Below are 25053 nucleotides of genomic sequence, written 5' to 3' on the forward strand. Positions count from 1 at the left end.
CATGGCATGCCCGCGCGGCTGCGGCGATCGTGGGTCAGTGCTTGGCGTACTGGGTCAGGTTCTCTGGCGTGACGAGCTCGAACGGCACGTTCACGAAGCGCTCCACCGGCTGCTTCTTCGCCAGCTTGATCGCTGCATCGATCGCCGCAGCGCCCTGCCCGGGCAGGTTCTGGAAGACAGAAACCTTCAGGTCTCCGCTGCGCATCGAGGCGAGCCCGTCGGGGGTGGCGTCGATGCCGGCCACGATGGTCTTCGGCGTCCACTTCCTGGCCGACTTCAAGGCATTGATCGCACCGATCGCCATTTCGTCGTTGTTCGAGACGATCGCGTCGAACTTCATGCCCGTACTCAGCCAGTTCATCGTGATGTCCTGGCCCAGCGTACGGCTCCACCTGCCTTCGCGCTTGTCGACGATCTTCATGCCGGCACACGCGTTGGTCGCGATCACGTCCTCGATGTCCTTGGTCCGGGCGCGCGCCGATTCATTGGAGAGCTCGCCCATCAGCACCAGGAGATCGCCCTTGCCGCCGAGCAGCTTGCACACCTGCCGGGCCTGCAGCGTGCCCGAGAGCCGCTCGTCGGACGCCACCACCGCCACGCCGGCCGGCAGTTTGTCGAAATCCACCGGCTTGCGATTCACGTAGACCAGGGGGATCTTCGCCTCGGTCACCATCCTCGTGATCTTGGGCGTCGCGTCGGTGTCGACCGGGTTGACGATGATCGCGTCGACCTTCTGCGCAATCATGTTCTGGACCTGACTGAGTTGCTTGCCGACGTCGTTGCCGGCATCCTCGATCTGGACGGTCGCGCCATGCTTCTTCGCCGTGTCGGCGATGCCGTTGCGCAGAAGGGTCAGGCCCGTGTCGTCGAAGAGCGCCATCGCCACGCCGATCTTCTCGGCGTGCGCCAGCGGCGTGGCAAGAATGGCGGCGGCCGCGGCGGCGGCCATCAGCGTGTTCTTCATGATGAATCAGTCTCCTTGTCTTGGGGCGAAAGGCGGTGTTCGATGCACCGCCATGCCAAGCCCCGGATCAAGCCTGGGCTTCAGGACGAAACTCTAGTTCACGCCCGATCGTTTTTGGAAATTTATTTCTACGTATTTACACCTAGGGAAAGCGATTTCCAAAAAATCTAGACTTCGTCCGCAGCCTTGCATGTCCGGCAAGGCGGATGTCCGTTGCGGCAAGCACGCTCCCAAGACGGCCATCCGCCCAACCGGCCCTCAACCTGTCGGTGCATCCGTGCGCCGGCCGCGAGCATGACGAGTGGACATGAGCCCGTTGAACTTTCCGAGTGACCGCCCCATCGATCTGGCCTGCCTGGGCCGGGTTGCCGTGGACCTGTATGCGCAGCAGATCGGCAGCCGCCTGGAAGACGCGCGCAGCTTCCAGATGTATCTGGGCGGCTCGTCCGGCAACGTGGCGTTCGGCGTGGCGCGGCTGGGCCTGAAAACCGCGATGATCTCGCGCGTCGGCGACGAGCAGATGGGCCGCTTCCTGCGTGAAACCCTGGAACGCGAAGGCTGCGACACCAGCCAGCTCCAGACCGATCCGGAGCGCCTCACCGCGCTGGTGCTGCTCGGGCTGAAAGACCGCGACACCTTCCCGCTGCTGTTCGTGCGAGAGAACTGTGCCGACATGGCCGTGCGCGCCGACGGCATCGACGAGGGCTTCATCGCCGGCTGCCGCGCGCTGGCGATCACGGGCACCCACCTGTCGACGCCCACCACGCGCGAGGCCTCGCTGACAGCGCTCGCCTACGCCCGCCGCCACGGCGCCGTGCGCATCCTGGATATCGACTACCGGCCGGTGCTGTGGGGCCTGACCAGCCGCGGCGCCGGCGAACACCGCTACGTGCCCGATGCGCACGTGACGCGGCAATTGCAGCAGGCGCTCGGCGAGTTCGACCTCCTGGTCGGCACCGAAGAGGAATTCCTGATCGCCGGCGGCGTGCCGCGCGATCTGATGGCCTCGCTGCGCGCGGTCCGCCAGATCTCGGGCGCGGTGCTGGTCGTCAAGCGCGGCGCGCTCGGCTGCTGCGTGATCGAAGGCGCGGTTCCCGGGCGCATCGAAGACGCGCCCACTTTCCCCGGCGAGCGCGTCGAAGTGCTCAACGTGCTCGGCGCCGGCGACGCGTTCCTGTCGGGGTTGCTCTCGGGACTGCTGCGCGGCAAGGGCTGGGCGGAATCCGCCCGCATCGCCAATGCGTGCGGCGCGATCGTCGTGTCGCGCCACGCGTGTTCGGCCGCCATGCCGACGCCCGCGGAACTCGCGCACTGGTTCGGCGGCAGCCGCCATCCCGGCGTCGACGCCGATCGCGAGCTCGCCCATCTGCATCGCGTGACGGTGGCCCGTCCCCATTGGGACGACCTGTGCGTGATGGCCTTCGACCACCGCAGCCAGTTCTACGATCTGGCCGTCCAGGCCGGCGCCGGCGAATCCCGCATCAAGACGCTCAAGCAACTGCTGGTGCGCGCCGCCGAGCAGGTCGAGCGCGAGCGCGCCCTTCACGGCCACGTCGGCGTGCTGATCGACGGCGGCGCTTACGGCAGCGACGCACTCGCCTCGGCAACCGGGCGCGGCTGGTGGGTCGGGCGCCCCGTGGAACTGCCGGGCTCCCGTCCGCTGCGCTTCGATGACACACGCTCGGTCGGCTCCGCGCTCATCCGCTGGCCGACGGAACAGGTCGTCAAGTGCCTCGTGCACTACCACCCGGACGATCCGGCAACGCTGCGCGTGGACCAGGAGCAGAAAGTGCTCGAACTCTGGGAAGCCACCCGCGAGAGCGGCAACGAACTGCTGCTGGAGATCATTCCGCCGCGCCCGTTCACGCTGGCCGGCACCGAAGACGATGCCGTGCTGCGCACGGTCGCGCGCGTCTACAACCTGGGCGTCCGCCCCGAATGGTGGAAGCTCGCGCCCATGAGCGCCGACGGCTGGACGCAGCTCGCAGCGCTCATCACCGAACGCGACGCGCACTGCCGTGGCGCGGTGATCCTCGGGCTGAACCAGCCGCTGCAATATCTGGTCGACAGCTTCCGCTTGGCAACCAACCCGATCGTCAAGGGCTTCATGGTCGGGCGCACGCTGTGGGCAGACGCCTCGCTGAAATGGCTGCGCGGCGACATCTCCGACCAGGCATTCATCGACGAGGTGGCCGACAACTTTGCCCAACTGGCCGATGCGTGGCTGGGCCGCCGCGCCGACGCCCGCTCCGCCGCCTGAACCGCCCGACCATCACGAGCGACGAATTCGACAGTGAAAACCACCGTGAGACTGACCGTCAGCCAGGCGCTGGTCCGCTATCTGGCCGCGCTGCGGGCCGAAGTCATGCAGCCCGACGGCCGCACCGAAATCCTGCCGTATTGCGGCGGCGTGTTCGCGATCTTCGGCCACGGCAACGTGGCCGGGCTCGGCGAAGCGCTGCAAGCCGAGCAAGACCGGCTGCCGACGCTGCGCGCGCACAACGAACAAGGCATGGCCAACGCGGCGGTCGCCTTCGCCAAAGCCCACTTCCGCCAGCGCATGATGGCCGCCACCTCGAGCATCGGCCCCGGCGCCACCAACATGCTCACCTCGGCCGCGCTCGCGCACGTGGCCCGGCTGCCGCTGCTGCTCCTGCCCGGCGACATTTTCGTGTCGCGCCAGCCCGATCCCGTGCTGCAGCAGGTCGAGAGCTTCGAACAGGGCGACCTCAGCGCCAACGACTGCTTCCGCCCGGTGACGCGCTACTTCGACCGGATCACCACGCCCGAACAATTGCTGGTCGCCCTGCCCCGCGCGATCCAGGTGATGACCGACCCAGCCCAGTGCGGCCCGGTCTGCCTGGCATTGCCGCAGGACGTGCAGACCTTTGCGCACGACTGGCCGGAGCGCTTCTTCGAGCCGCCGCTGATCCGCATGCGCCGCCAGCCGGCCGACCCTGTCGAATTGGCCGACGCCGTCGCCCTGCTCAAGTCCGCCAGGAAGCCGCTGATTGTGGCCGGCGGCGGCGTGCTGTACAGCCAGGCCTGGGACGCCTTGCGCGCCTTTGCCGAAACGCATGGCGTGCCGGTTGCGGAGTCGCAGGCCGGCAAGGGCAGCCTCGCGTGGGACCACCCGCTCAATCTCGGTGCGATCGGCGTGACGGGCTCGCCCGCCGCCAATCGCGCGGCCGAACAATGCGATGTCGTGTTCGCGGTCGGCACCCGGCTGCAAGACTTCACCACCGGCTCGCACGCGCTCTACGGCCACGCGACGCTGCTCAGCCTGAATGTCCAGCCGTTCGACGCCGGCAAGAAACGCGGCCGGCAGCTGGTGGCCGATGCCCGCACCGGACTCGCCCAGGTCAGCGCCGAACTGGTCGGCTGGCACACCGACCCGGCGTGGACAGCCGGCTGCCGCGACCAGGCCGCCACCTGGGTCGCCCGCGTCACGGCGCTGACCAGCCATGTTCCGAACGACACGCAGCCTTACGACGCCGAGGTGATCGGCGCGGTGCGCGAATCCGCGGCAGATGCCGGGCTGGACAGCGCGCGCCACGACATCGTCGTCTGCGCGGCCGGCACGCTGCCCGCCGAGCTGCACAAGCTCTGGCGCTGCGGCCTGCCGGGCAACTACCACATGGACTACGCCTATTCGTGCATGGGCTACGAGGTGGCCGGCGGCCTGGGCGCCAAGCTCGCGCGCCCCGAGCGCGAAGTGATCGTCATCGTCGGCGACGGCTCGTACATGATGCTCAACGCCGAGCTGGCCACGTCGGTCATGCTCGGCAAGAAGATCATCGTCGTCATCCTCGACAACCGCGGCTACGGCTGCATCGAACGGCTGCAGCTCAAATGCGGCGGCGCAAGCTTCAACAACATGCTCGACGACTGCGTGCCCGAAGGCGGCGAGCGCTCGTCCATCGATTTCGCGATGCATGCCCGTTCGATGGGCGCCGAAGCCGTGCACGTGCGTGACATCCCGGAGCTGCGCCGCGAGATGAAGCGCGCGCGCGCGGCGACCAGGAGCCAGGTCCTGGTGATCGACACCACGCACCATCGCACCACCGACGATGGCGGCGCGTGGTGGGACGTCGCGGTTCCGGAAACCTCCACCCGCCCCGAGGTCAGGAGCGCACGGCGCGCCTACCTCGAAGCCAAGACACGGCAGCGGCACTGACCTGCCTGGCGCGGGCAGCCGCAGCGGCCCACGCCGATTCCCCCCATCATCACCCGAGGAAGATTCATATGACCTGGAACGTTCGTATCGGCATCAACCCGCTGTCGTGGATGAACGATGACCTGCCATCGCTCGGCGGCGAAACGCCGCTCGAGACCGCCCTGAAGGAAGGCGCGGAAATCGGCTATGCGGGCTTCGAGCTCGGCAACAAGTTTCCGAAGAGCGGCCCCGAGCTGAAAGCGAAGTTGAACGAATACGGGCTGGTCTGCGTGTCGGGCTGGTACTCCGGCTTTCTCGCGGAGGTCGAGCCCGGCAAGACCGATGCCGAGGCGGTCGCCGCCGAAATCGAGCGCGGCAAGGCTCACATGGCCAAGCTGCAGTACAACGACGTGAAGGTGGTCGTGTACGGCGAATGCGCCGGCACGATCCAGGGCCAGATCGACACGCCGGTCTCGAAGCGGCCCCGCTTCCCCGACGCCGCCGCCTGGCAGCGCTACGCGCAACGCCTGAACGCGTTCGGCGCGTATCTGCTCGAGACCTACGGGATCAAGCTCGCCTACCACCATCACATGGGCGCGTACGTCGAATCCCCCGGCGACGTGGACCGCCTGATGTCGCTGACCGACCCGCAGAAGGTCTTCCTGCTGTTCGACACCGGCCACGCATACTTCGGCGGCGCGGCCGACCCCGTCGCACTGCTCAAGCGGCACGTGTCGCGCGTTGCGCACGTCCATTGCAAGGACGTTCGCCCGCAGTTGATCGCCCAGGCCCGCAACGACAGCTGGAGCTTCCTGAACGGCGTGATCAACGGCACCTTCACCGTGCCGGGCGACGGCGCCCTCGACTACGAGGCCACGCTGCGCACACTCAAGGACGCCGGCTACGAAGGCTGGCTCGTCGTCGAAGCCGAGCAGGACCCGGCTGTCGCGCCGAGCTATCAATACGCGAAGAAGGGCTACGAAACGCTGCGCGCGCTGGTCGACCGGCTGGGCGCCTGACCTGCGCCGCCACCGCTTTGCGAAAGGAGCTTTCCATGACGATCTCTCCATTGCTGGTCAAGGCGTTGCCGGAGCGCGAGATATGCAATGTCACGCCGGAATCCGCCGGCTGGAAGCACGTCGGCTTTCGCGCGCTGCGCCTGGCGGCCGGCGACCACGAAACGGTGGAAACCGGTACGCGCGAGCTGTGCGTGGTCGTGCTGACCGGCACGATCCGCGCCGAGGTCGACGGCACCACGTTTGAGGGCCTGGGCAAGCGCGACAGCGTGTTCGACGACGTGTCGCCCGATGCCCTGTACGTGCCCGGCGGCAAGACCGTCACGATCACCGCCACGCGCGACGCGGAAGTCGCGCTCTGCACCGCGCCCTGCATCAGCGGCGACAAGGTCGTGCACCGCCTCGACGGCGAGCGGATGCGCCGCACCGTGCGCGGCAGTGGCAGCAACACCCGCTACGTCTGCGACATCCTGATGGGCGACAACCCGGCGGCCGACCGGCTGCTCGTGGTGGAGGTGGTGACCCCGGCCGGCCATTCCAGCAGCTATCCGCCACACAAGCACGACAGCGACGCCGAGCCCGGCGAAACCGTGCTGGAGGAAACCTACTACCACCGGCTCAACCCGCCCCAGGGCTTTGCGTTCCAGCGCGTCTACACCGATGACCGCAGCCTGGACGAAGCCTGCGCCGTCGAGAATCACGACGTCGTCATGGTGCCGCGCGGCTACCACCCGGTGGTCGCGCCGCACGGCTACAGCCTGTATTACCTGAACGTGATGGCCGGTCCGAGCCGGGCGTGGGCCTTCCGGAACGACCCGGTCCATGAGTGGATGCTGCGTCCGCCTTCGGACTAAGCCTCGTATCGCTCCCGCACCAACATCAGCACCCCCTTCTTCCCACGCACGGCAACCGTGCAAGCGTGGCGAGCGAGATCGCGCGCGCGATCTGCCATCGCATCCGAGCGCAAAAAAAAATAGGCGATAGCTCATCGCCATCGTAGCGCAGGCGGCTTACCTGCCAGATCGAGGAGACAGACGTCATGAGCATCAAGGCTAGAACATCGCGCCGGCAATGCAGTGCCCAGCGTGTATCGGTACGCTTCACCGCGGCTGCGGCGCTTGCCGTCGCTTGCGGTCTTGCCAGCGCCCAAAACGGCGTCACGCTGTATGGACGCGTTGCCGGAGGGATCGACTATACGAACAAGATCGACACCGGCAGCGGCCAATCCGCCGGCAGACTGCAGTACGGCAGCAATCAATGGGGCACCAGCATGTGGGGCCTGCGTGCCAGCGAAGACCTCGGGGGCGGCCTGAAGGCGGTGATGAACCTCGAAAACGGCTTCACTTCCGCCGATGGCGTGGCCTCCGGCGGCCTCTTCAACCGCTACGCCGTGGCGGGGCTGTCCAGCAGCACGTACGGGACGCTGCTGGTCGGCCGCGCCATGGGCATTCCCGACAGCGAGGTCTACACGATCGATCCCATGGGGCTGCAATTCATGAGCGCCGCGACCTTCCAGGGCAATCGGACGTGGGGGTCGCGCACCAAGGCGATCACCTACAACTCGCCGGTCTGGGGCGGCTGGTCATTCCGCGCCCAAGCCGGGCTGAACGGCACGGCCGGCAACTTCAACGCAGGCAGGCAGCTTGCCGCCAGCATCGGTTACCAGAACGGCCCGCTCATGCTCAAAGGATTCTACGAAGACATCCGTGACAGCGCGGGGCAATTCACCAATCTCTACACGGCATCCCGCCTATATACCGCGGGCGGGACCTATCAAATCGGCGATGCCAAGCTGTTCGGCGGATACAGCCAGATCCAGTCCAGCGGCAACACGATCGCGGATGCCGACAACCCGACCGGCGCGACGCGGCAGCAGACCTACTGGATCGGGACCAACTACCAGATGACACCGGCGGCGACGCTGGTCGGCGGCGTCTACAGGACCCACCGGAACCACGGCGGCGGCACCGGTACGCTGCTGACGTTGGGCGTCAACTACGCGTTGTCGAAACGCACGTTGCTGTATGGCACCGTTGGAACCGTCCTCAACGGCAAGCAATCGACGTTCTCGGTGGAGGCCAACGGCGGCAAACCCGCAGCGGGCGCCAGCCAGCAAGGGGTCTACACCGGCATCGTGCACGTGTTCTGATTCGCACCGACGCAGGGTCGCGTCTCGCGCTGTAAAAGCCGGTGGCGGCATGGCTGCCATCGGCGCACATGCCGGAAATTGCGCAGCCGACGCCACTGGCCGGGCCGGCCCGACGCCCGAAGGCCCTTCCGGCGCCATGGCATTGCCGAGCGTGGCTTAAAATGCCGAGTTGCGGACCTGCTGCACAGGTCCCACCATTCGTCAAAACGAGGAATCCCCATGGCCCGCATGGTCCACTGCGTCAAGCTCAACAAGGAAGCCGAAGGCCTCGACTTCCCGCCCCTGCCCGGCGAACTGGGCAAAAAGATCTGGCAAAGCGTCTCGAAAGAGGCCTGGGCCGGCTGGCTCAAGCACCAGACCATGCTGATCAACGAGAACCGCCTGAACATGGCGGATACGCGCGCGCGCCAATACCTGCTCAAGCAGACCGAGAAGTACTTCTTCGGCGAAGGCGCCGACCAGGCCTCGGGCTACGTGCCGCCGCCGTCGGCCTGAGGCCGAAGCGCCCGTCCACGCGCGGGGCACAAAAAAGCCGTTCAGTTTGCGCTGAACGGCTTTTTCTTTGGGCGCGATATGCACCCTATGCACACGATGCGCGATGCCCGCTATGCCCGCCCGGCCTCGCCGTCCACCCGGAAGATCGCCACCGCGCGGCGCAGCGCGTCGGCCTGGTCGGCCATCTGCTGCGCCGCGGCCGAGGCCTCTTCCACCAGCGCGGCGTTCTGCTGCGTCACTTCCTCGATCTGCCCGACGGCGATGTTCACCTGCTCGATGCCGGTGCTCTGCTCGGCCGAGGCCGACGAGATCTCCGACACGATCTGCGTCACGCGCTGCACGGAGGCCACGATCTCGTCGATGATGCCGCCGGCCTCCTGCACCAGCCGCGCGCCGGCTTCCACCCGCTCGGCCGACTGGCCGATCAGGCCCTTGATCTCCTTGGCCGCCGAGGCGCTGCGCTGCGCCAGCGTGCGCACCTCGCCCGCCACCACCGCAAACCCGCGCCCCTGCTCGCCGGCACGCGCGGCCTCGACCGCCGCGTTGAGCGCGAGGATGTTGGTCTGGAACGCAATGCTGTCGATCACGCCGATGATCTCGCCCACCTTGGCCGAGCTCTCCGAAATGCCCTGCATGGTCTCGACCACGTCGGTCATCACCTTGCCGCCGCGCGCCGCCGTATCGGAGGCGTGGCCGGCCAGCGTCGACGCCTGCACGGCATTCTCGGAATTGAGGCGCACGGTCGAGGTCAGCTCGCCCATGTTGGCGGCGGTCTCCTCCAGCGAGGCCGCCTGCTCCTCGGTACGCGACGACAGGTTCAGGTTGCCCGAAGCGATCTGCGCACTGGCCGAGGCCACGCCTTCTGCATTGCGCCGCACCTCGCTCACCACCTTGGCCAGGCTGCCCTGCATCTCCCTGAGCGCGATCAGCAGTTGCGCGATCTCGTCGGAGCCGCGCGCCTCGAACGCGCTCCCCAGATCGCCCTGCGCCACCGTGCGCGCCACCTCGACCGCGCGCGACAGCGGCCGCGTGATCGAGCGGCTGAACAGGAACGCACCGGCCAGGCCCAACCCGAACGCCACCAGCATCAGCACGACGCTGACCACCAGTACCGTGTGCGCCGTCGCCGCCGTGCGGGCCGACACCGCGGCGCTTTCCGCCGCGATCTCGCGCGCCGCCTCGTCGAGCAGCCTCGACGGCTCGCGGTCCACCCCGGTCACCACCTGATCGCCCACCGTCGGATCGAACGCCGCCGCAACGAAGGACTCGTAGCCCTTCCGATAGCCCTGTCCCATCGTCGCGTGGGCGGCCGCGAACTGGCCGACCAGATCACGGCTCTTGCCCGGCGGCAGCGACGCCTGCAGCGCCCGGGCCTGCCCGGCAACGTCCTGCTCGCGCTGGCCGAAGGCGGCCCAGTGCTTGTCGCGCGTGGCCTGGACCTTGCCGCGCAGCAGCGTGTCCTTCCACTCCTGCACCTGGGTCTTGAAGTTGACCAGCATGCTGGTCACCGCGCGCTCGTCGGCCACGCGCGCCTGGACCGTGGTGTTGTATTCGGTGATCGACCCGTTGAGGGACACAATGCCGTAGATCGCCCCGGCAAACATCAGCAGCAGCGCTGCGGCAAAGGCCAGGGGAAGCTTGATCGCGAGTTTCATGGGGATTCCGTAGAGACGACTGTCTGCATCGGCACGCGCGGGCCCGCTTCCGCCTCCTCGTCAGGGCGTGATGCCGGCGCCGCGTGCCGGGCGACGTCTTTCCGTCGCCGTGACCGCCTTATCGGCCGCTTAACGCCTCACTTAATCCAATATTCAAAAATATTCACATTTAAGGCGTCAGCGCGCTCTGCCATGACGCTCGCATCACACAGGCGACCATCCCCGACGCATTGCACGCGGGTGCATGGTGACGCAGCGCGGAGCATCCCGTGAGGCCCGTGCGAAGATCCGCGCGCAGGCGGCGGCGGCAGCTCAGGTGCTTGCCACGCGCGCACGCGGACTGCCGCGCAGCTTCATCCACGCGCCATAGACAATGGACGCCAGCACCAGCCCGACGAACCACGCATAGGTGTAGAGCGTATTGAAGAACGCCGGCACGTTCGGGAACGACGCCGGAAACGCGGTATGCAGAAAGCCGGGCAGATTGGGCAGCACACCCACCGCCAGCGCCGCCACCGCGCCGAGGTTCCAGCCGCCGGTGTAGGCATACTCGCCGCGCTCGTCGAACAGCGCGCGCGCCTCGAGCCGCGTGCCGCGGATCAGGAAGTAGTCGACCATCATGATCCCCGCCACCGGCCCCAGCAGCGCCGAATAGCCGACCAGCCACGTGAAGATGTAGCCCTGCGTGGTGGCCAGGATCTTCCACGGCATCATCACGATGGCGATGGTCGCGGTGATGAGCCCGCCCGTCTTGTACGAGATGCCCTTCGGCCACAGGCTGGAGAAATCGTAGGCCGGCCCCACCAGGTTGGCGGCCAGGTTGCAGCACATGGTGTCCAGCGTCAGGATCACCAGCGCGATGCCCACGCCGATGCCCGTCATGCGGCTGGTCAGGTCGATCGGGTCCCAGACCGCCCGGCCGTAGATCACCACCGTGGCCGAGGTCACCACCACCGAGATCACCGACAGCAGCGCCATCGGCACCGGCAGCCCGATCGACTGGCCCACCACCTGGTCCCGCTGCGATCTGGCGAAGCGTGTGAAGTCCGGAATGTTCAGCGCCAGCGTCGCCCAGAAGCCGACCATCGCCGTCAGGCTCGGCCAGAAGGTCGCCCAGAACAGCCCGGCCTTCTTGCCGCCCGCCGTGAACTGCGACGGCGCCGACAGCATCGAGCCGACCCCGCCCGCCTTCGCGGTGGCCCACCACACCAGCGCGATGCACATCACGATCTTGATCGGCGCCGACCAGCTCTCCAGCCAGCGGATCGAGTCAGTGCCGTGCACGATGAAGTACAGCTGCAGCGCCCAGAACAGCAGGAAGCAGGCCAGCTGCGCGGCGGAGATGTCCAGCAGCGGCAGCGGCGCACCGTGCAGCGCATTGCCGGTCAGGATGTTGAGCAGCGTATGGATGGCGCTGCCGCCCAGCCAGGTCTGGATGCCATACCAGCCGCACGCGACGATGGCGCGCAGCAGCGCCGGCAGCTTCGCCCCCTGCGTGCCGAACGAGGTGCGCACCAGCACCGCGTACGGAATGCCGTGCTTGGCCCCCGCATGACCGATCAGCAACATCGGCACCAGCACGATGGCGTTGCCCAGCAACACCGTCAGCACCGCCTGCCACGGCGACATGCCCTGCTCCGTCAGTCCGGCCGCCAGCATGTACGAGGCGATGTTCATCACCATGCCGACCCACAGCGCCGCGAAGTGATACCACTTCCAGGTGCGCTGCGCTGCCCCGGTCGGCGCCAGATCGTCGTTGTAGAGACGGCTGCCGTGCGCCGCGCCCGGCTGGGCATCGGCGGGTTGCGCTGTCGGCTTCATTCAAAAACCTCCACGGATGTTGGGCGCGGGCGCTGCGGCGCGCGTCAGGCTCATGTGTAGATAGCAAAAACCACGGGGATGCGTCCATCCGGTCAAGCACGGCATCCGGCCCGCGCGAAATCCGCACCGGCTGGGGGCAGCTGCGCGCCGGCACGTACCGGATGCGTCCGGCCGAGCGGCCCGGTTCGCGCGGCCGCCGGCACGCTCGCGCGCCATCGTGATGCACGGCGCGACCAGGCGGACACGCATGCATCCATTGCACCCGGCGCATCCACGCCGATGACCCCGAACCGGCGCCGCGCCCATGACATCGCCTGCGCAAAAGAAAAATGCCGTTCAGCCCTGCGCTGGAACGGCATCTTCGCGGGTGGCGCCGCGCGAAAAACGCGGCGCGTGCTGCGGATCAGAAGTCGCGGCGCTGCACGCCCGCTTCGGTGCCCAGCAGCAGTACATCGGCGCCGCGCTTGGCGAACAGGCCGACCGTCACCACGCCGGGAATATCGTTGATCTGCGCCTCGAGCGTCTTCGGCTCGCCGATCCGCAGGCCGGAGACATCCAGGATCACATTGCCGTTGTCGGTCTGGTAGATCTGGCCTTCCTTGGTCATGCGCAGGCGCGGCTGGCCGCCCAGCGCCGCCAGCTGGCGCGCTACTGCGGCGCGTGCCATCGGCACCACTTCCACCGGCAGCGGGAAAGCGCCGAGCACATCGACCAGCTTGCTGCCGTCGGCGATGCAGACGAACCGTCCTGCCACCGACGCGACGATCTTCTCGCGCGTCAGCGCGCCGCCGCCGCCCTTGATCATGGCGCCCGTGTCATCGATCTCGTCGGCACCGTCCACGTAGACGGGAATCGTATCGACCTCGTTCAGATCCAGCACGGCAAAACCGTGGCCCTGCAGACGGCGCGTCGACGCCTCCGAGCTCGACACCGCGCCGGCGAAGCGCGCCTTGTGCGGCGCCATCGCGTCGATGAACAGGTTGGCGGTCGAACCGGTGCCGACACCCAGCACGGCGCCCTCGGGCACGTTGGCCAATACGTAGTCGGCGGCGGCCTGGGCCACCAGCGCCTTCAGTTCATCCTGCGTCATCGCGAAAACTCGGTCGGAATCGGAAAACCCGGTAGTGTACCGGATCACCGCGACGGTCCGCCGCAGCACAGCGGCACCGGAGGCGCGGAGTACAATCGATTCATCCACCACACCCGGCGACCGCCGCCGGCCCGCACTACGGACCTGCACCCAGAACATGACTCAGCTCGATCAGCTCAAGCAGTTCACCACCGTCGTCGCAGATACCGGCGACTTCCAGGCCATGCGCGCCTACGCGCCGCACGACGCGACCACCAATCCGTCGCTGATCCTGAAAGCCGTGCAGAAGGCCGAATACCGGCCGCTACTGGAACAGGCCGTGCGCGATGCCCGCAGCGACAGCGTGGAAGACATCATCGACGCCGTGCTGGTGGCGTTCGGCTGCGAAATCCTGTCGATCATCCCCGGCCGCGTGTCGACCGAGGTCGACGCGCGCCTGTCGTTCGACACCGCCGCCACGGTGGCCAAGGCCAGGCACCTGATTGCGCTGTACGAAGCGCGCGGCGTGCCGCGCGAGCGCGTACTGATCAAGATCGCCTCCACCTGGGAAGGCATCCGCGCGGCCGACCAACTGCGCGCCGAAGGCATCCGCTGCAACATGACCCTGCTGTTCTCGCTGATCCAGGCCGTGGCCTGCGCGGAAGCCGGCGTGCAGCTGATCTCGCCGTTCGTCGGCCGCATCTACGACTGGTACAAGAAGGACGCGGGCGCCGCGTGGGACCCGATCGCGCAAGGCGGCGCCAACGACCCCGGCGTGCAGTCGGTCGTGCGCATCTACAACTACTACAAGCGCTTCGGCTACACGACCGAAGTGATGGGCGCGAGCTTCCGCAACACCTCGCAGATCATCGAACTGGCCGGCTGCGACCTGCTGACCATCAGCCCCGAGCTGCTCGCCCAGTTGCAGCAGTCCGACGCGCCGGTCGAGCGCAAGCTGTCGCCGGAGCACGCGCACGCCACCAACCTCGTCCGCCTGCCCGCCGACGAGGCCGCGTTCCGTTGGCACATGAACGCCGACGCGATGGCCACCGAAAAGCTGGCCGAAGGCATCCGCCTGTTCGCGGCGGATGCGGTCAAGCTGGAAGGTCTGATCGGGCCGCTGCGCGCGGCCGCGTGAAGCCGGCGTGAAGCACTACGCCAGCATGGCGGGCAGGCATACGCCCGCCGGCTGGTGGATGACGAGATCGGCGGTCTCGTCCAGCACGCTCGGCTCCGGATTCACCACGATGACGCGCGCGCCGTGGTCCTTCGCCAGCCCCGGCAGTCCGGCCGCCGGGTACACCATGCCCGAGGTGCCCACCACCAGGCACACGTCGCACGTGTTGGCCGCCTCTTCCGCGCGGTAGTTCGCCACCACGGGCAGCCGCTCGCCGAACCACACCACGCCCGGACGCAGCATCGCACCGCAGGCCGCGCAGCGCGGCGGCCGGCCGTGCTCGGCCGTGGCGACATCGCACTTGCCGCAGCCGTCCAGCCATTTGTTGGCGAAGAGGTTGCCGTGCAGTTCGATCACGCCCACGCTGCCGGCCCGCTGGTGCAGGCCATCGACATTCTGCGTAACGAGCGCCACCGTCTTGCGCGTGGCCAGCGCGGCAATCGCCAGATGCGCCGGGTTCGGCTGCACCTGCGACACGCGCGCGCGGCGCTCCTGGTACCAATCCCACACCATGCGCGGATGCTCGCGATACGCGGCTTCGGTCGCCAGGTCCTCTGGGTTGAAGCGGGCCCACAGGCCGGTCAGCGCATCGCGGAAGGTCGGCACGCCGGATTCGGCCGACACGCCGGCGCCGGTCAGCACCATGACGCGCTCGGCCGCCTCGATCCAGGCACGCGCCTGAGCCGGGGCCGCCGCGTCGGAGACAGCCGTGGGCAATACGTCCATCACTTGGCAGGCACGACGCTGCGCTGGCGCACCGCCTCGAACAGGCACACACCGCTGGCCACCGAGACGTTCAGGCTCTCCACACTGCCCGCCATCGGGATGCTGACCAGCGTGTCGCAGGTCTCGCGCGTGAGGCGGCGCATGCCTTCCCCTTCCGCGCCCATCACCAGCGCGATGGGGCCCTTGAAGTCAGCCCGATAGAGATCCTGCTCTGCCTCGTCAGCCGTGCCGATCACCCAGACACCGCGCTGCTGCAGCTCGCGCAGCGTGCGCGCCAGGTTGGTCACGGTGATGTAGGGAACGGTCTCGGCCGCACCGCTCGCCACCTTGGCGACAGTGGTATTGATGCCGACGCTGCGGTCCTTCGGCGCGATCACCGCGTGCGCGCCGGCCGCATCGGCCACGCGCAGGCAAGCGCCGAGGTTGTGCGGGTCGGTCACGCCGTCGAGCACCAGCAGCAGCGGCGGACCTTCGATGCCGTCGAGCAGCTCGTCGAGGTTGAGCGCCAGCGACAGCGCCTCGGCCTTGGCCACCACGCCCTGGTGGCGGTCGGTGCCGGCAATGCCGCGCAGCCGTTCGTTGTCGGCCGGAATCATGCGCACGCCCGCGGCTTCCGCCGCTTTCAGGAAATCCTGCATGCGGCGGTCGCGGCGGTTGGCCTCGAAGTAGATTTCGTCGATCGACCGCGCATCGTGGCGCAGCCGGGCGGTAACGGCGTGAAAGCCGATCAGGAGCTTGGACTTGGACATGGCGCGATTGTACCCGCCCCGCTGCTCACCGCCCCTTGCGCGACCGCACGGTCTTGCCCGGCGCCTTGCGCGTCGCGGTCTTGCCGCCAGTCTTGGGCTTGGTCGTGCGCGCGGCCGGCTTCTTGCGCGTCGGCTTGGCATGCGCATGGCCCGGCGGCAGCGCGCGCGGCCCCGGCTCGAACACCGGCTGCTCCTCGAACACGCGGTCCAGCGTCTCGTCGAACGACTCCTCCGGCTTGGCCGTACCGCCCAGCAAGGCCGCCAGCTGGCGCGGCTTCTTGCGCCCCACCGGCGGCGCGGGCGTGGCGACGGCCGGCTGGCGCGGCGCGCCCTCCGCCGGCGCGCCGGCCACCTTGGCCGGACGCAACGCCTTGACCGACGGCTCCTGGATCAGCCGGAAATCCATCTTGCGCGCATCCAGATCGACGCGCAGCAACTGCACGCGCACGCGATCGGTCAGGCGATAGCGGATGCCGGTACGCTCGCCGCGCAGCTCATTGCGGGCCTCGTCGAACTGGAAGTAGTCACTGCCCAGTTCGGTCACGTGCACCAGGCCCTCCACGTACAGCTCGTCGAGCTGCACGAAGATGCCGAACGAGGTGACCGCGCTGACCGTGCCGGAGAACTCATTGCCCAGCTTATCGCGCATGAAGTAGCACTTGAGCCAGGCCTCCACGTCGCGCGAAGCCTCGTCGGCGCGGCGCTCGTTGGCCGAGCAATGCACGCCCAGCTCGTGCCAGATCGCCTCGACCTTGGCCTTGCTGGCGACGGCGGCCGGCGTGGCCTTGTCGGCCTCGGCCTGCATGCGGCGCGCCTTGGGCGAAAGCCCGCTGTTGAGCTGCACGCCCGACGCCAGCGCCGGCACATAGCGCGAATGCTGCAGGACGGCCTTGATGGCCCGGTGCACCAGCAGGTCCGGATAGCGGCGGATCGGGCTGGTGAAGTGCGCGTAGGCCTCGTACGCCAGGCCGAAGTGGCCGACGTTGTCGGGGCTGTAGACCGCCTGCTGCATCGAGCGCAGCAGCATGGTCTGCAACATCGGCGCGTCAGGGCGCGCGATGATCTTTTCCATCAGCTCGGCATAGTCCGCCGCCTGGGGCTTATCGCCGCCGCCCAGCGTCAGGCCGCTGGTCTTGAGGAAGGCGCGCAGCGCCTGCAGCTTCTCTTCGGTCGGACCGGCATGCACGCGATACAGCGCCGGATGCTTGTAGCGCTCCAGCATCTCCGCCGCGCAGACGTTGGCGGTCAGCATGCACTCCTCGATCAGCCGGTGCGCGTCGTTGCGGGTGCGCGGCAGAATCTGTTCGATCTTGCCCTGCGCATTGCAGACGATATAGGTCTCGGTGGTGTCGAAGTCGATGGCGCCCCGTTCGCGGCGGGCTTTCAGCAAGACCTGGAACAGTTCGTACAGATCCTGCAGATGCGGCACCAGCGGCGCGCGCTTGGCCGCCTCCGGCCCCTTCACGTTGGACAGGATCGACCAGACCTCGTTGTAGGTCAGGCGCGCGGCCGAGTGCATCACGGCCGGGTAGAACTGATACGCCTTGATCTGCCCCTTGGCCGTGATCACCGCATCGCACACCATGCACAGGCGATCCACCTCCGGATTCAGCGAGCACAGGCCGTTGGACAGCTTCTCCGGCAGCATCGGGATCACGCGCCGCGGGAAATAGACCGACGTGGCGCGGTCGATCGCGTCCACGTCGAGCGACTTGCCCGGCTGCACGTAGTGCGACACGTCGGCGATCGCCACGACCAGGCGCCAACCCTTGCTGCGGCCGATCTTGACCGGCTCGCAATAGACCGCGTCGTCGAAGTCGCGCGCGTCCTCGCCGTCGATGGTGACCAGCGGCACGTCGCGCAGATCGATCCGGCCGGCCAGATCGGATTCGCGCACCACATCGGGCAGCGCCTCCGACTCGCGCAGCGTGGCCTCGGAGAACTCGTGCGGCACGCCATACTTGCGCACCGCGATCTCGATCTCCATGCCGGGGTCGTCGATTTCGCCCAACACCTCGACCACGCGACCGATCGGCTGCACGTAGCGGTCCGGATATTCCAGGATCTCCACGCTCACCACCTGGCCGACCTTGGCCTTGCCCTGCCCCTTGGGCGCGATCAGGATGTCGCGGCCCAGGCGCTTGTCCTCGGGCGCCACCACCAGCGTGCCGCTCTCCGACAGCAGCCGGCCGATCACGTAGCGGTTGGCCCGCTCCAGCATCTCGACGATCTGCCCTTCCGAACGCCCGCGGCGGTCATAGCCGATCACGCGCACCAGTGCGCGGTCGCCATGCATGGCCTTCTGCATTTCGCGCTCGGGCAGGAAGATGTCGGGCTCGCCGTCGTCGCGGATGAAGAAGCCGTAGCCGTCCCGGTGGCCGACCACGCGGCCTTCGATGAAGTTGGGCTGGTGCGCCAGTTCGTAGCGCCCCTTGCGGTTGAGTTCGAGCTGGCCGTCCCGCTCCATCGCGGTCAGCCGCTTGATGAAGCCATCATGCTCCTTGCGCGTGACAGACAGCGCCTTTGCGATGTCGGCGGCAGACAGCGGAGATCCCGACGTGCGCAGCACACCGAGGATTTCCTCGCGGCTCGGGATCGGATAAGTCGGTTGATTCAATTTGTTCTTCTGGAGTGTTGACAAGGTCGCTGGATCCAGTAATAATCACAGCTTCGGTACACGCACACCTGCCCAGGTGGCGGAATTGGTAGACGCACTAGTTTCAGGTACTAGCGGGTAACTCCGTGGAGGTTCGAGTCCTCTCCTGGGCACCAGATGTTAGGAACGGCGCAACGCAGGTTGCGCCGTTTTTCTTTTCCGAGACCAGAAACTGGGACAGCGACTGACTCTGGGTTCCGCGGTTGACGGCAGGCATTGTGTCTTGGCAATCGCGCCGGGCCCGTGCCGGCATGCCGGCCCTGCCCCAGGCGCTGGGTGGGTTCGCCGCCCGGCGCATCCACCAGGACGCACCGCGCTTCGATCGACCGCGCCGCCGGACTGCAAATCCAATCCGCGCGCGGGTTTCAGGCCAGCATTGTGGCCTGTGGCGTCAGGTTACCGAAGTGGCACGCACGGCGCAAGCCGCGCACGCATCCATCACGCGCATCGACACCGTCAGCCGGCAACGCCGCTGCCCGGGCCGCCGGCACCCGCCGTCTGCCCCTTGCCGCGCTTGATCCACGCCGCCAAGTTATGCGGGCGCAGCGTGTCGTATTCCTCGAACGGCTGGTGGATCCACGGATTGGTCGGCAGGAACTGCACGGCGTAGTCCGGCTGGATCTTCGAGCAGGCCTTGTGCCACACCACGGCAGTGCGCACATCGGTGACCGCCGGATAGCGCTCCTTCAGGTGGCGCCCCACCCGCTCCAGCGTAACGCCCGAGTCGACCAGATCATCCACCAGCAGGACGCGGCCCGACAGCTCGCCGCGCGTCATGGTGATGTACTGGGCGATATCGAGGTCGCCCTGCTGCGTGCCGGCGGCCTCGCGATAGCTGCTGGTGGCCAGGATGGCGAGCGGCAGATCGTAGATGCGCGACAACTGGTCGCCGACGCGCAGGCCGCCGCGCGCCAGGCACAGGATATTGTCGAACTTCCAGCCCGACTCGTGCACGATCAGCGCCAGGCGCTCGACCAGGCCGTGGTAGTCATCCCAGGACACCCACAGGTGGGCATCGTCATTGATCGGCTGGTTCATGGTGCTCCTCTTCGTCCAATGCGGCACGGACGGCCGCTGTCATGTTCCGCCGGATGCGGCGCCCCATGCGAATTCGCCCGGCGAATCACCGGGCGAGTCGAAAACCGCATGGCACCGAGAGCCGCCGCGCGCGCATCAATCCTTGTACGGGTGACGCAGCAGGATGGTCTCGTCGCGATCCGGACCGGTCGAGATCATGGCGATCGGGATGCCGGCTACCTCTTCCACCCGCTTCAGGTAGGCCTGCGCGGTTTCCGGCAGCGCATCCCACTCCTTCAGACCGAAGGTCGACGTGTTCCAGCCCGGGAATTCCTCGTACACCGGCTGGCAGCGCGCCACGGCATCCGAGCCGCGCGGCAGGATGTCGATCGACTTGCCGTCCAGCATGTAGCCGACGCACAACTTGATGGTCTCGAGGCCGTCGAGTACGTCCAGCTTGGTCATGCACAGGCCCGACACGCCGTTGATCTGGATCGCGCGGCGCAGCGCGGCGGCATCCAGCCAGCCGGTGCGGCGCGGACGGCCCGTGACCGAGCCGAATTCCTTGCCCACGTTGGCCAGGCGCACGCCGGTCGGGTCCTGGCGCGCGGGGTTGTCGGCGTCATACAGCTCGCTCGGAAACGGGCCGGAGCCGACGCGCGTGCAGTAGGCCTTGGTGATCCCCAGGATGTAGTGCAGCTGACCCGGCCCCACGCCCGCACCGGCGGCCGCGTTGCCGGCCACGCAGTTGCTGGAGGTGACGAACGGATAGGTGCCGTGGTCGATGTCGAGCAGCGTGCCCTGCGCGCCTTCGAACATGAGGTTCTTGCCGGCGGCGTTGGCCGCAAACAGCTCGGCCGACACGTCGGTGACCATCGGCGCGAGGCGCTCGCCGTACGGCAGCATCTCGTCCAGCGTCTGCTGGAAATCCAGCGCCGGATGGTTCAGGTACTGCGTCAGCACGAAGTTGTGGAAATCGAGGTTCTCGCGCAGGCGCTCGGCAAAGTAGGCCGGGTCGAACAGGTCCTGCACGCGCAGCGCGCGGCGAGCGACCTTGTCTTCGTACGCCGGGCCGATGCCGCGGCCGGTGGTACCGATCTTGGCGGCGCCGCGCTTGATCTCGCGCGCCTTATCGATGGCGATGTGGTACGGCAGGATCAGCGTGGTCGCCTCGGAGATCCGCAGGCGGCTCTTGACCTCCACGCCGGCCGACTCCAGCTCGTCGATTTCCTTGAACAGCGCCTCGGGCGACAGCACCACGCCGTTACCGATGTAGCACGCCACGCCATCGCGCATGATGCCCGACGGGATCAGCCGCAGAATGGTCTTCTTGCCGCCGATGATCAGGGTGTGGCCTGCGTTGTGTCCGCCCTGGAAGCGAACCACGCCTTGCGCGTGATCGGTCAGCCAATCGACGATTTTCCCTTTACCCTCGTCACCCCACTGGGTGCCGATGACGACGACATTGCGTCCCTGGCTAACTGCTGGTGCGGACATGTTGAATTTACTGATGGGTTAAAAACGTATTCTACCCTCGTTGTCAGGGCGGTCCCCGAAACGAGCGGAGGCTCATACTGCGTTCGTGTAACAGCCTCAGGCCGACGCCTTGCGCGGCTTGACGACCCAGCGCCCGCCCTCCTCCGCCAACTGGCGGTCGTAGGCGAATTCCTCCAGGTCTTCCGGGTGCCCCGGCAGCGACTGGATCACGATCTCTCCGGTGGCGCGCAGGCCGGCGATCGCCTCGCGTAGCTTCGCATCCCCCGACCACGGCGCATGAATGGCGGCGGCACGCGCCTGCACCGGCGAAATGCCCGCAACCTCGCGCAAATCCAGCGAAAAGCCCGTCGCCGGACGAGCCCGGCCGAACGCCTCGCCGACCTTGTCGTAGCGGCCGCCACGCGCGACCGCGTTGGGCACGCCCGCGACATACGCCGCGAACATGACGCCGCTGTGGTAATGGTAGCCGCGCAGGTCGGCCAGATCGATATTGACGGCCGCCCCGCCGGCATGCGCGGCCAGCGTGGCCAGGTCATCCAGCGCGCGGCCGATCGCCGGCAGCTGCGGCAACTGCGCCCGGGCCCGGGCCAGCACGTCGACGCCGCCGTACAGCGACGGCAGCAGATTGATGGCGTCGCGTTGCGCGGCCGGCAGCCCGGCGGTGAGGGCATGCAGCGCCGGCGCATCCTTGGAGGCCAGCGCTGCGAAGAGTTCGTCCTGGACGTCCGGCGCCACGGGCGCCTGCGCCAGCAGCGCGGCGAGCACGCCGACGTGGCACAGGTCCAGCCGCACATCCGCCAGGCCGGCGGCCGACAGCGCGGCCAGCATCAGGTCCTGGATCTCCAGGTCGGCCTCGAGGCCCGCGTGGCCGTAGATCTCGGCACCGATCTGCAGCGGCTCGCGCGTGACGTGGAAGCCGCTCGGCCGCGTATGCAGCACCGAGCCGGCGTAGCACAGGCGCGTCACGCCGGCACGGTTCAGCAGGTGGGCGTCGATGCGGGCAACCTGCGGCGTGATATCGGCGCGCAGGCCGATCGTGCGGCCGGACAACTGATCGACCAGCTTGAAGGTCTTCAGATCCAGATCGTGGCCGGTGCCGGACAGCAGCGACTCGATGTACTCCAGCATCGGCGGCATCACCAGCTCATAGCCGTAGGTGCGGAACAGGTCGAGCATGCGGCGGCGCAGCTCCTCGATCTTGCGCGCCTCGGAAGGCAGCACGTCGGCAATGGATTCAGGCAGCAGCCAGTTCGGCATGGCGGTCTCGCTCAATACGGGAATACGAAAACAGTCGTGTGCTGACGGCGGATCAGCGGTGCAGCAGGCGCAGCAGGATCAGCCCCACGGCCATCGACACCAGGCCGATCATGCGCAGCTTTTCGTCGGACAGCTCGATCAGGGCCTGGAACGCGCGCCGCCAGGCCTGCGGCGCGACGAACGGCAGAATGCCCTCGACCACGAACACCAGGGCGCACGCAGCCAGCAAAAGGGTGGGGAGTGAATCTTCCATGAACCATGAAACGCGGTTTGCGGACGAACAAAACCCCGGCAAGCCGGGGTCTGTTCGCCGCGAGTCGATCAGCGACGCAATTCTACTAGCGATGGCGCCCAGCCTGGGCAGCCGGTGCGACGGACTGGCCGCCGCCGTTGGGGCCGCGCATGAACTTGAAGAAATCGCTGCCGGGCTGCAGCACCATCACGTCCTTGCGGTCGCGGAACGACGCGCGATACGCCTCCATGCTGCGCCAGAACGCGGCAAACTGCGGATCGCGGCCGAACGCGTCGGCATAGATGTCGGCGGCGCGGGCATCGCCCTCACCCTTGATCTTCTGGGCTTCGCGGTAGGCATCGGCCAGCACCACCTCGCGCTGGCGGTCGGCGTCGGCGCGGATCTTCTCGCCTTCGGCGGCGCCGGTCGAGCGCAGTTCGTTGGCCACGCGCTTGCGCTCGGCCTCCATGCGGCGGTAGACAGACTCGGTCACGCTGGCCAGCAGATCGACGCGCTTGAGACGCACGTCGATGATGTCGACGCCAACCGACCTGCCGTATTCCTGCACGCCCTTGAGGATGCTCTGCATCACCGCCTCGCGGTCGGTCGAGACCACGTCGGAGACGGTGCGGCGCGCGAATTCGTCGCGAGCGATGGAGTTGATCTTCTGCGTCATGCTGTCCTGCGCGAGGCGGTTGTCGCCCTTGAAGCTCACGTAGAACAGGCGCGGATCGGAAACCCGCCATTTGACGAACCAGTCGACCAGCAGGTTCTTCTTCTCGGCCGTGATGAAGCGGTCGGCACCAGCCACGTCGATGGTCATCAGGCGCTTGTCCATGAAGATCACGTTCTGCAGCGGCGGCGGCAGCTTGAAGTGCAGCCCCGGCTCCTTGATGACCTGCTTGATCTCACCGAAGGCGAACACCACGGCGTACTGCCGCTGGTCCACCACGAACACCACCGACGACAGGACCGCCAGGGCAATCACCAGCGCCACGAGGGCGGAAATCAGACGATTCATGAGCCCTCTCCTCTTAACGGGAATCGCGTTCGCGATTACGCAGCGCCTCGCGCGAGCGCGAGTCGGCGTCGCTCATCGACGACGGATTGGGGGGCGTGGGCATGCCCTGCGCCGAGCCGCTGTCCTGCGGCGACGCGCCGGGCACCGGCTGCGTACGCGCCGCGTCGCCGGTCTGCGACTGGGCGATCAGCTTGTCGAGCGGCAGGTACAGCAGGTTGCCGTTGCCGCTCTGGTCGACCAGCACCTTGGTCGCGTTGGCGTAGATGTCCTGCATCGTTTCCAGGTAAATGCGATCGCGCGTGACCTGCGGCGCCTTCGCGTATTCGCGCTGCACCGACGCGAAGCGGGCGGCATCGCCTTCCGCGCGGGCGACCACGCGGGCCTTGTAGCCCTGCGCCTCCTCGCCCAGGCGCGCGGCCGTGCCCTTGGCGCGCGGCACCACGTCGTTGGCATAGGCCTGGCCCTCGGAGATCGCGCGCTCGCGGTCCTGCCCGGCCTTGGTCACGTCATCGAAGGCCGACTGCACCTGCTCGGGCGGCTGCACGCTCTGCACGTTGACGCTCAGGATGCGGATGCCGGTCTTGTACGCCGACAGGATGCGCTGGATCGATTCCGCCAGGTTGCGGCCGACCGCATCGCGCCCTTCGTACAGCACGGCGTCCATCTTGTTGCGGCCGACGATCTCGCGCACCGACGTCTCCGCCGCCTGCGTCACGAGCTCCTCGTCGCCGCGCTGATCGGTACGGTTGTAGAACAGGTATTCGACCGGATCGGCGATGTTGTACTGGACCGAGAAACGCACGTCGACGATGTTCTCGTCCTGCGTGAGCATCGACGAATCCTTCAGGTTGGTGTCCTTGATCTGCGTGGTGCGGCCGATCTCCAGCGTGCGCACGCCCGACAGGTTGACGATCTCGTGCGTCTCGATCGGATACGGCAAGCGCCAGTTGATGCCCGGGGTCGCCTGATACTTGAAGCGGCCGAACTGCAGGATCACGCCGGTCTGGCCTTCCTGCACGATGAAGAAGCCGCTGGCCAGCCACAGCACCGCCAGCACCGCCAGCAGCACGCCGACGCCCAGGCCGGAGCCCGCACGGCCGTTGCCGGGACGCAGCGGCGTCGGGCCATTACCGTTGCCGCCTTCCTTGCGGCCGAACAGATTGTTCAGACGGCGGTTGAAGTCGCGCCACAGCTCGTCCAGGTCGGGCGGGCCATCCTGGGGCGGTTTGCTTTGGCGCTTCGGATCGTCCTTGTCTTCACGCTCGGCGTTGTTGTCATCGCCACGCCCCCAACGCGGGTCGTTCAGCGAAAGCAGCACGCGCAGGCGGTGCCACAGGCCTCGCGCCGATGTGGGCAAAGCCGGGGAAGATGACGGGGTCGAAATCTCGGGCATGAG

20 protein-coding genes and 1 tRNA gene are annotated in these 25053 nt (G+C 67.6%); 8 read left to right on the forward strand and 13 right to left on the reverse strand.

What is annotated here, in order from left to right:
- Positions 1-34: 34 nt before the first annotated feature.
- Entirely contained in the window at positions 35-964 is a 930-nt protein-coding gene (locus GO999_RS10220) for a sugar ABC transporter substrate-binding protein (protein WP_019718045.1), read from the reverse strand.
- Positions 965-1271: 307 nt separating this feature from the next.
- Between GO999_RS10220 and GO999_RS10225 the strand changes: the two genes are divergently transcribed.
- The 6 genes from GO999_RS10225 (at position 1272) to GO999_RS10250 (ending at position 8780) form a co-directional block, all read left to right on the forward strand.
- On the forward strand, positions 1272-3224 hold the full coding sequence (locus GO999_RS10225; protein WP_211906200.1) for a bifunctional 5-dehydro-2-deoxygluconokinase/5-dehydro-2-deoxyphosphogluconate aldolase: 1953 nt from the start codon (positions 1272-1274) through the stop codon (positions 3222-3224).
- 33 nt (positions 3225-3257) lie between these two features.
- Entirely contained in the window at positions 3258-5141 is a 1884-nt protein-coding gene (gene iolD, locus GO999_RS10230) for a 3D-(3,5/4)-trihydroxycyclohexane-1,2-dione acylhydrolase (decyclizing) (RefSeq protein ID WP_211906201.1), read from the forward strand.
- 68 nt (positions 5142-5209) lie between these two features.
- Positions 5210-6139 (forward strand): myo-inosose-2 dehydratase, encoded by a 930-nt coding sequence (gene iolE, locus GO999_RS10235; protein WP_016722133.1) that lies wholly within the window; start codon positions 5210-5212, stop codon positions 6137-6139.
- Positions 6140-6174: 35 nt separating this feature from the next.
- Entirely contained in the window at positions 6175-6990 is an 816-nt protein-coding gene (iolB, locus tag GO999_RS10240; protein WP_071011270.1) for a 5-deoxy-glucuronate isomerase, read from the forward strand.
- Positions 6991-7175: 185 nt separating this feature from the next.
- Positions 7176-8285: a porin gene (locus GO999_RS10245; protein ID WP_019718040.1), complete on the forward strand. Its 1110-nt coding sequence runs from the start codon at positions 7176-7178 to the stop codon at positions 8283-8285.
- 219 nt (positions 8286-8504) lie between these two features.
- Positions 8505-8780, forward strand: a complete 276-nt coding sequence (locus GO999_RS10250) for an oxidative damage protection protein (RefSeq protein ID WP_011001184.1) — start codon at positions 8505-8507, stop codon at positions 8778-8780.
- A 110-nt stretch (positions 8781-8890) separates the two neighbouring features.
- Here the strand turns inward: GO999_RS10250 and GO999_RS10255 are convergent, their stop codons facing one another.
- From GO999_RS10255 to rpiA, 3 genes are all read right to left on the reverse strand, one after another.
- Positions 8891-10435, reverse strand: coding sequence for a methyl-accepting chemotaxis protein (locus tag GO999_RS10255; RefSeq protein WP_011001183.1), 1545 nt, complete (start codon positions 10433-10435; stop codon positions 8891-8893).
- 312 nt (positions 10436-10747) lie between these two features.
- Entirely contained in the window at positions 10748-12256 is a 1509-nt protein-coding gene (locus tag GO999_RS10260) for an NCS1 family nucleobase:cation symporter-1 (protein WP_211906202.1), read from the reverse strand.
- Positions 12257-12659: 403 nt separating this feature from the next.
- A complete protein-coding gene (gene rpiA / locus GO999_RS10265; RefSeq protein WP_011001181.1) occupies positions 12660-13346 on the reverse strand; it encodes a ribose-5-phosphate isomerase RpiA in 687 nt (228 codons plus the stop codon).
- A 157-nt stretch (positions 13347-13503) separates the two neighbouring features.
- Between rpiA and tal the strand changes: the two genes are divergently transcribed.
- Positions 13504-14463 carry a transaldolase gene (gene tal, locus GO999_RS10270; protein ID WP_011001180.1) on the forward strand — a complete coding sequence of 320 codons (960 nt, stop codon included), beginning with the start codon at positions 13504-13506 and terminating at the stop codon, positions 14461-14463.
- Positions 14464-14478: 15 nt separating this feature from the next.
- On the opposite strand, the gene GO999_RS10275 is transcribed toward tal, so the two are convergent.
- Genes GO999_RS10275 through rnr form a run of 3 tightly spaced genes read right to left on the reverse strand, consistent with a single transcriptional unit; the run spans position 14479 to position 18594 of the window.
- On the reverse strand, positions 14479-15228 hold the full coding sequence (locus GO999_RS10275) for an SIR2 family NAD-dependent protein deacylase (protein WP_016722136.1): 750 nt from the start codon (positions 15226-15228) through the stop codon (positions 14479-14481).
- Positions 15228-15977, reverse strand: coding sequence for a 23S rRNA (guanosine(2251)-2'-O)-methyltransferase RlmB (gene rlmB / locus GO999_RS10280; RefSeq protein ID WP_011001178.1), 750 nt, complete (start codon positions 15975-15977; stop codon positions 15228-15230). Before rlmB ends, GO999_RS10275 begins: the two co-directional genes overlap by 1 nt.
- Positions 15978-16002: 25 nt before the next feature.
- Complete coding sequence (gene rnr, locus GO999_RS10285) at positions 16003-18594, reverse strand: ribonuclease R (protein ID WP_028852938.1); 2592 nt, start codon at positions 18592-18594, stop codon at positions 16003-16005.
- Between the two features lie 70 nt (positions 18595-18664).
- Between rnr and GO999_RS10290 the strand changes: the two genes are divergently transcribed.
- A tRNA-Leu gene (locus tag GO999_RS10290) sits at positions 18665-18749 on the forward strand.
- 340 nt (positions 18750-19089) lie between these two features.
- Here GO999_RS10290 and GO999_RS10295 read toward each other — a convergent pair.
- From GO999_RS10295 to hflK, 6 genes are all read right to left on the reverse strand, one after another.
- On the reverse strand, positions 19090-19671 hold the full coding sequence (locus tag GO999_RS10295) for a phosphoribosyltransferase (protein ID WP_019718035.1): 582 nt from the start codon (positions 19669-19671) through the stop codon (positions 19090-19092).
- 135 nt (positions 19672-19806) lie between these two features.
- Positions 19807-21147, reverse strand: coding sequence for an adenylosuccinate synthase (locus GO999_RS10300; RefSeq protein ID WP_011001175.1), 1341 nt, complete (start codon positions 21145-21147; stop codon positions 19807-19809).
- Between the two features lie 96 nt (positions 21148-21243).
- Entirely contained in the window at positions 21244-22404 is a 1161-nt protein-coding gene (locus GO999_RS10305; RefSeq protein WP_011001174.1) for an ATP phosphoribosyltransferase regulatory subunit, read from the reverse strand.
- A 52-nt stretch (positions 22405-22456) separates the two neighbouring features.
- Positions 22457-22657, reverse strand: coding sequence for a DUF2065 domain-containing protein (locus GO999_RS10310; RefSeq protein WP_011001173.1), 201 nt, complete (start codon positions 22655-22657; stop codon positions 22457-22459).
- Positions 22658-22742: 85 nt separating this feature from the next.
- A complete protein-coding gene (gene hflC / locus GO999_RS10315) occupies positions 22743-23657 on the reverse strand; it encodes a protease modulator HflC (RefSeq protein WP_011001172.1) in 915 nt (304 codons plus the stop codon).
- 13 nt (positions 23658-23670) lie between these two features.
- Entirely contained in the window at positions 23671-25050 is a 1380-nt protein-coding gene (hflK, locus tag GO999_RS10320; protein ID WP_019718034.1) for an FtsH protease activity modulator HflK, read from the reverse strand.
- Between the last annotated feature and the right edge of the window lie 3 nt (positions 25051-25053).

Origin of the sequence: Ralstonia nicotianae (genome assembly GCF_018243235.1) — a bacterium.
In the GTDB taxonomy this organism is placed as follows: Bacteria; Pseudomonadota; Gammaproteobacteria; order Burkholderiales; family Burkholderiaceae; genus Ralstonia; species Ralstonia nicotianae.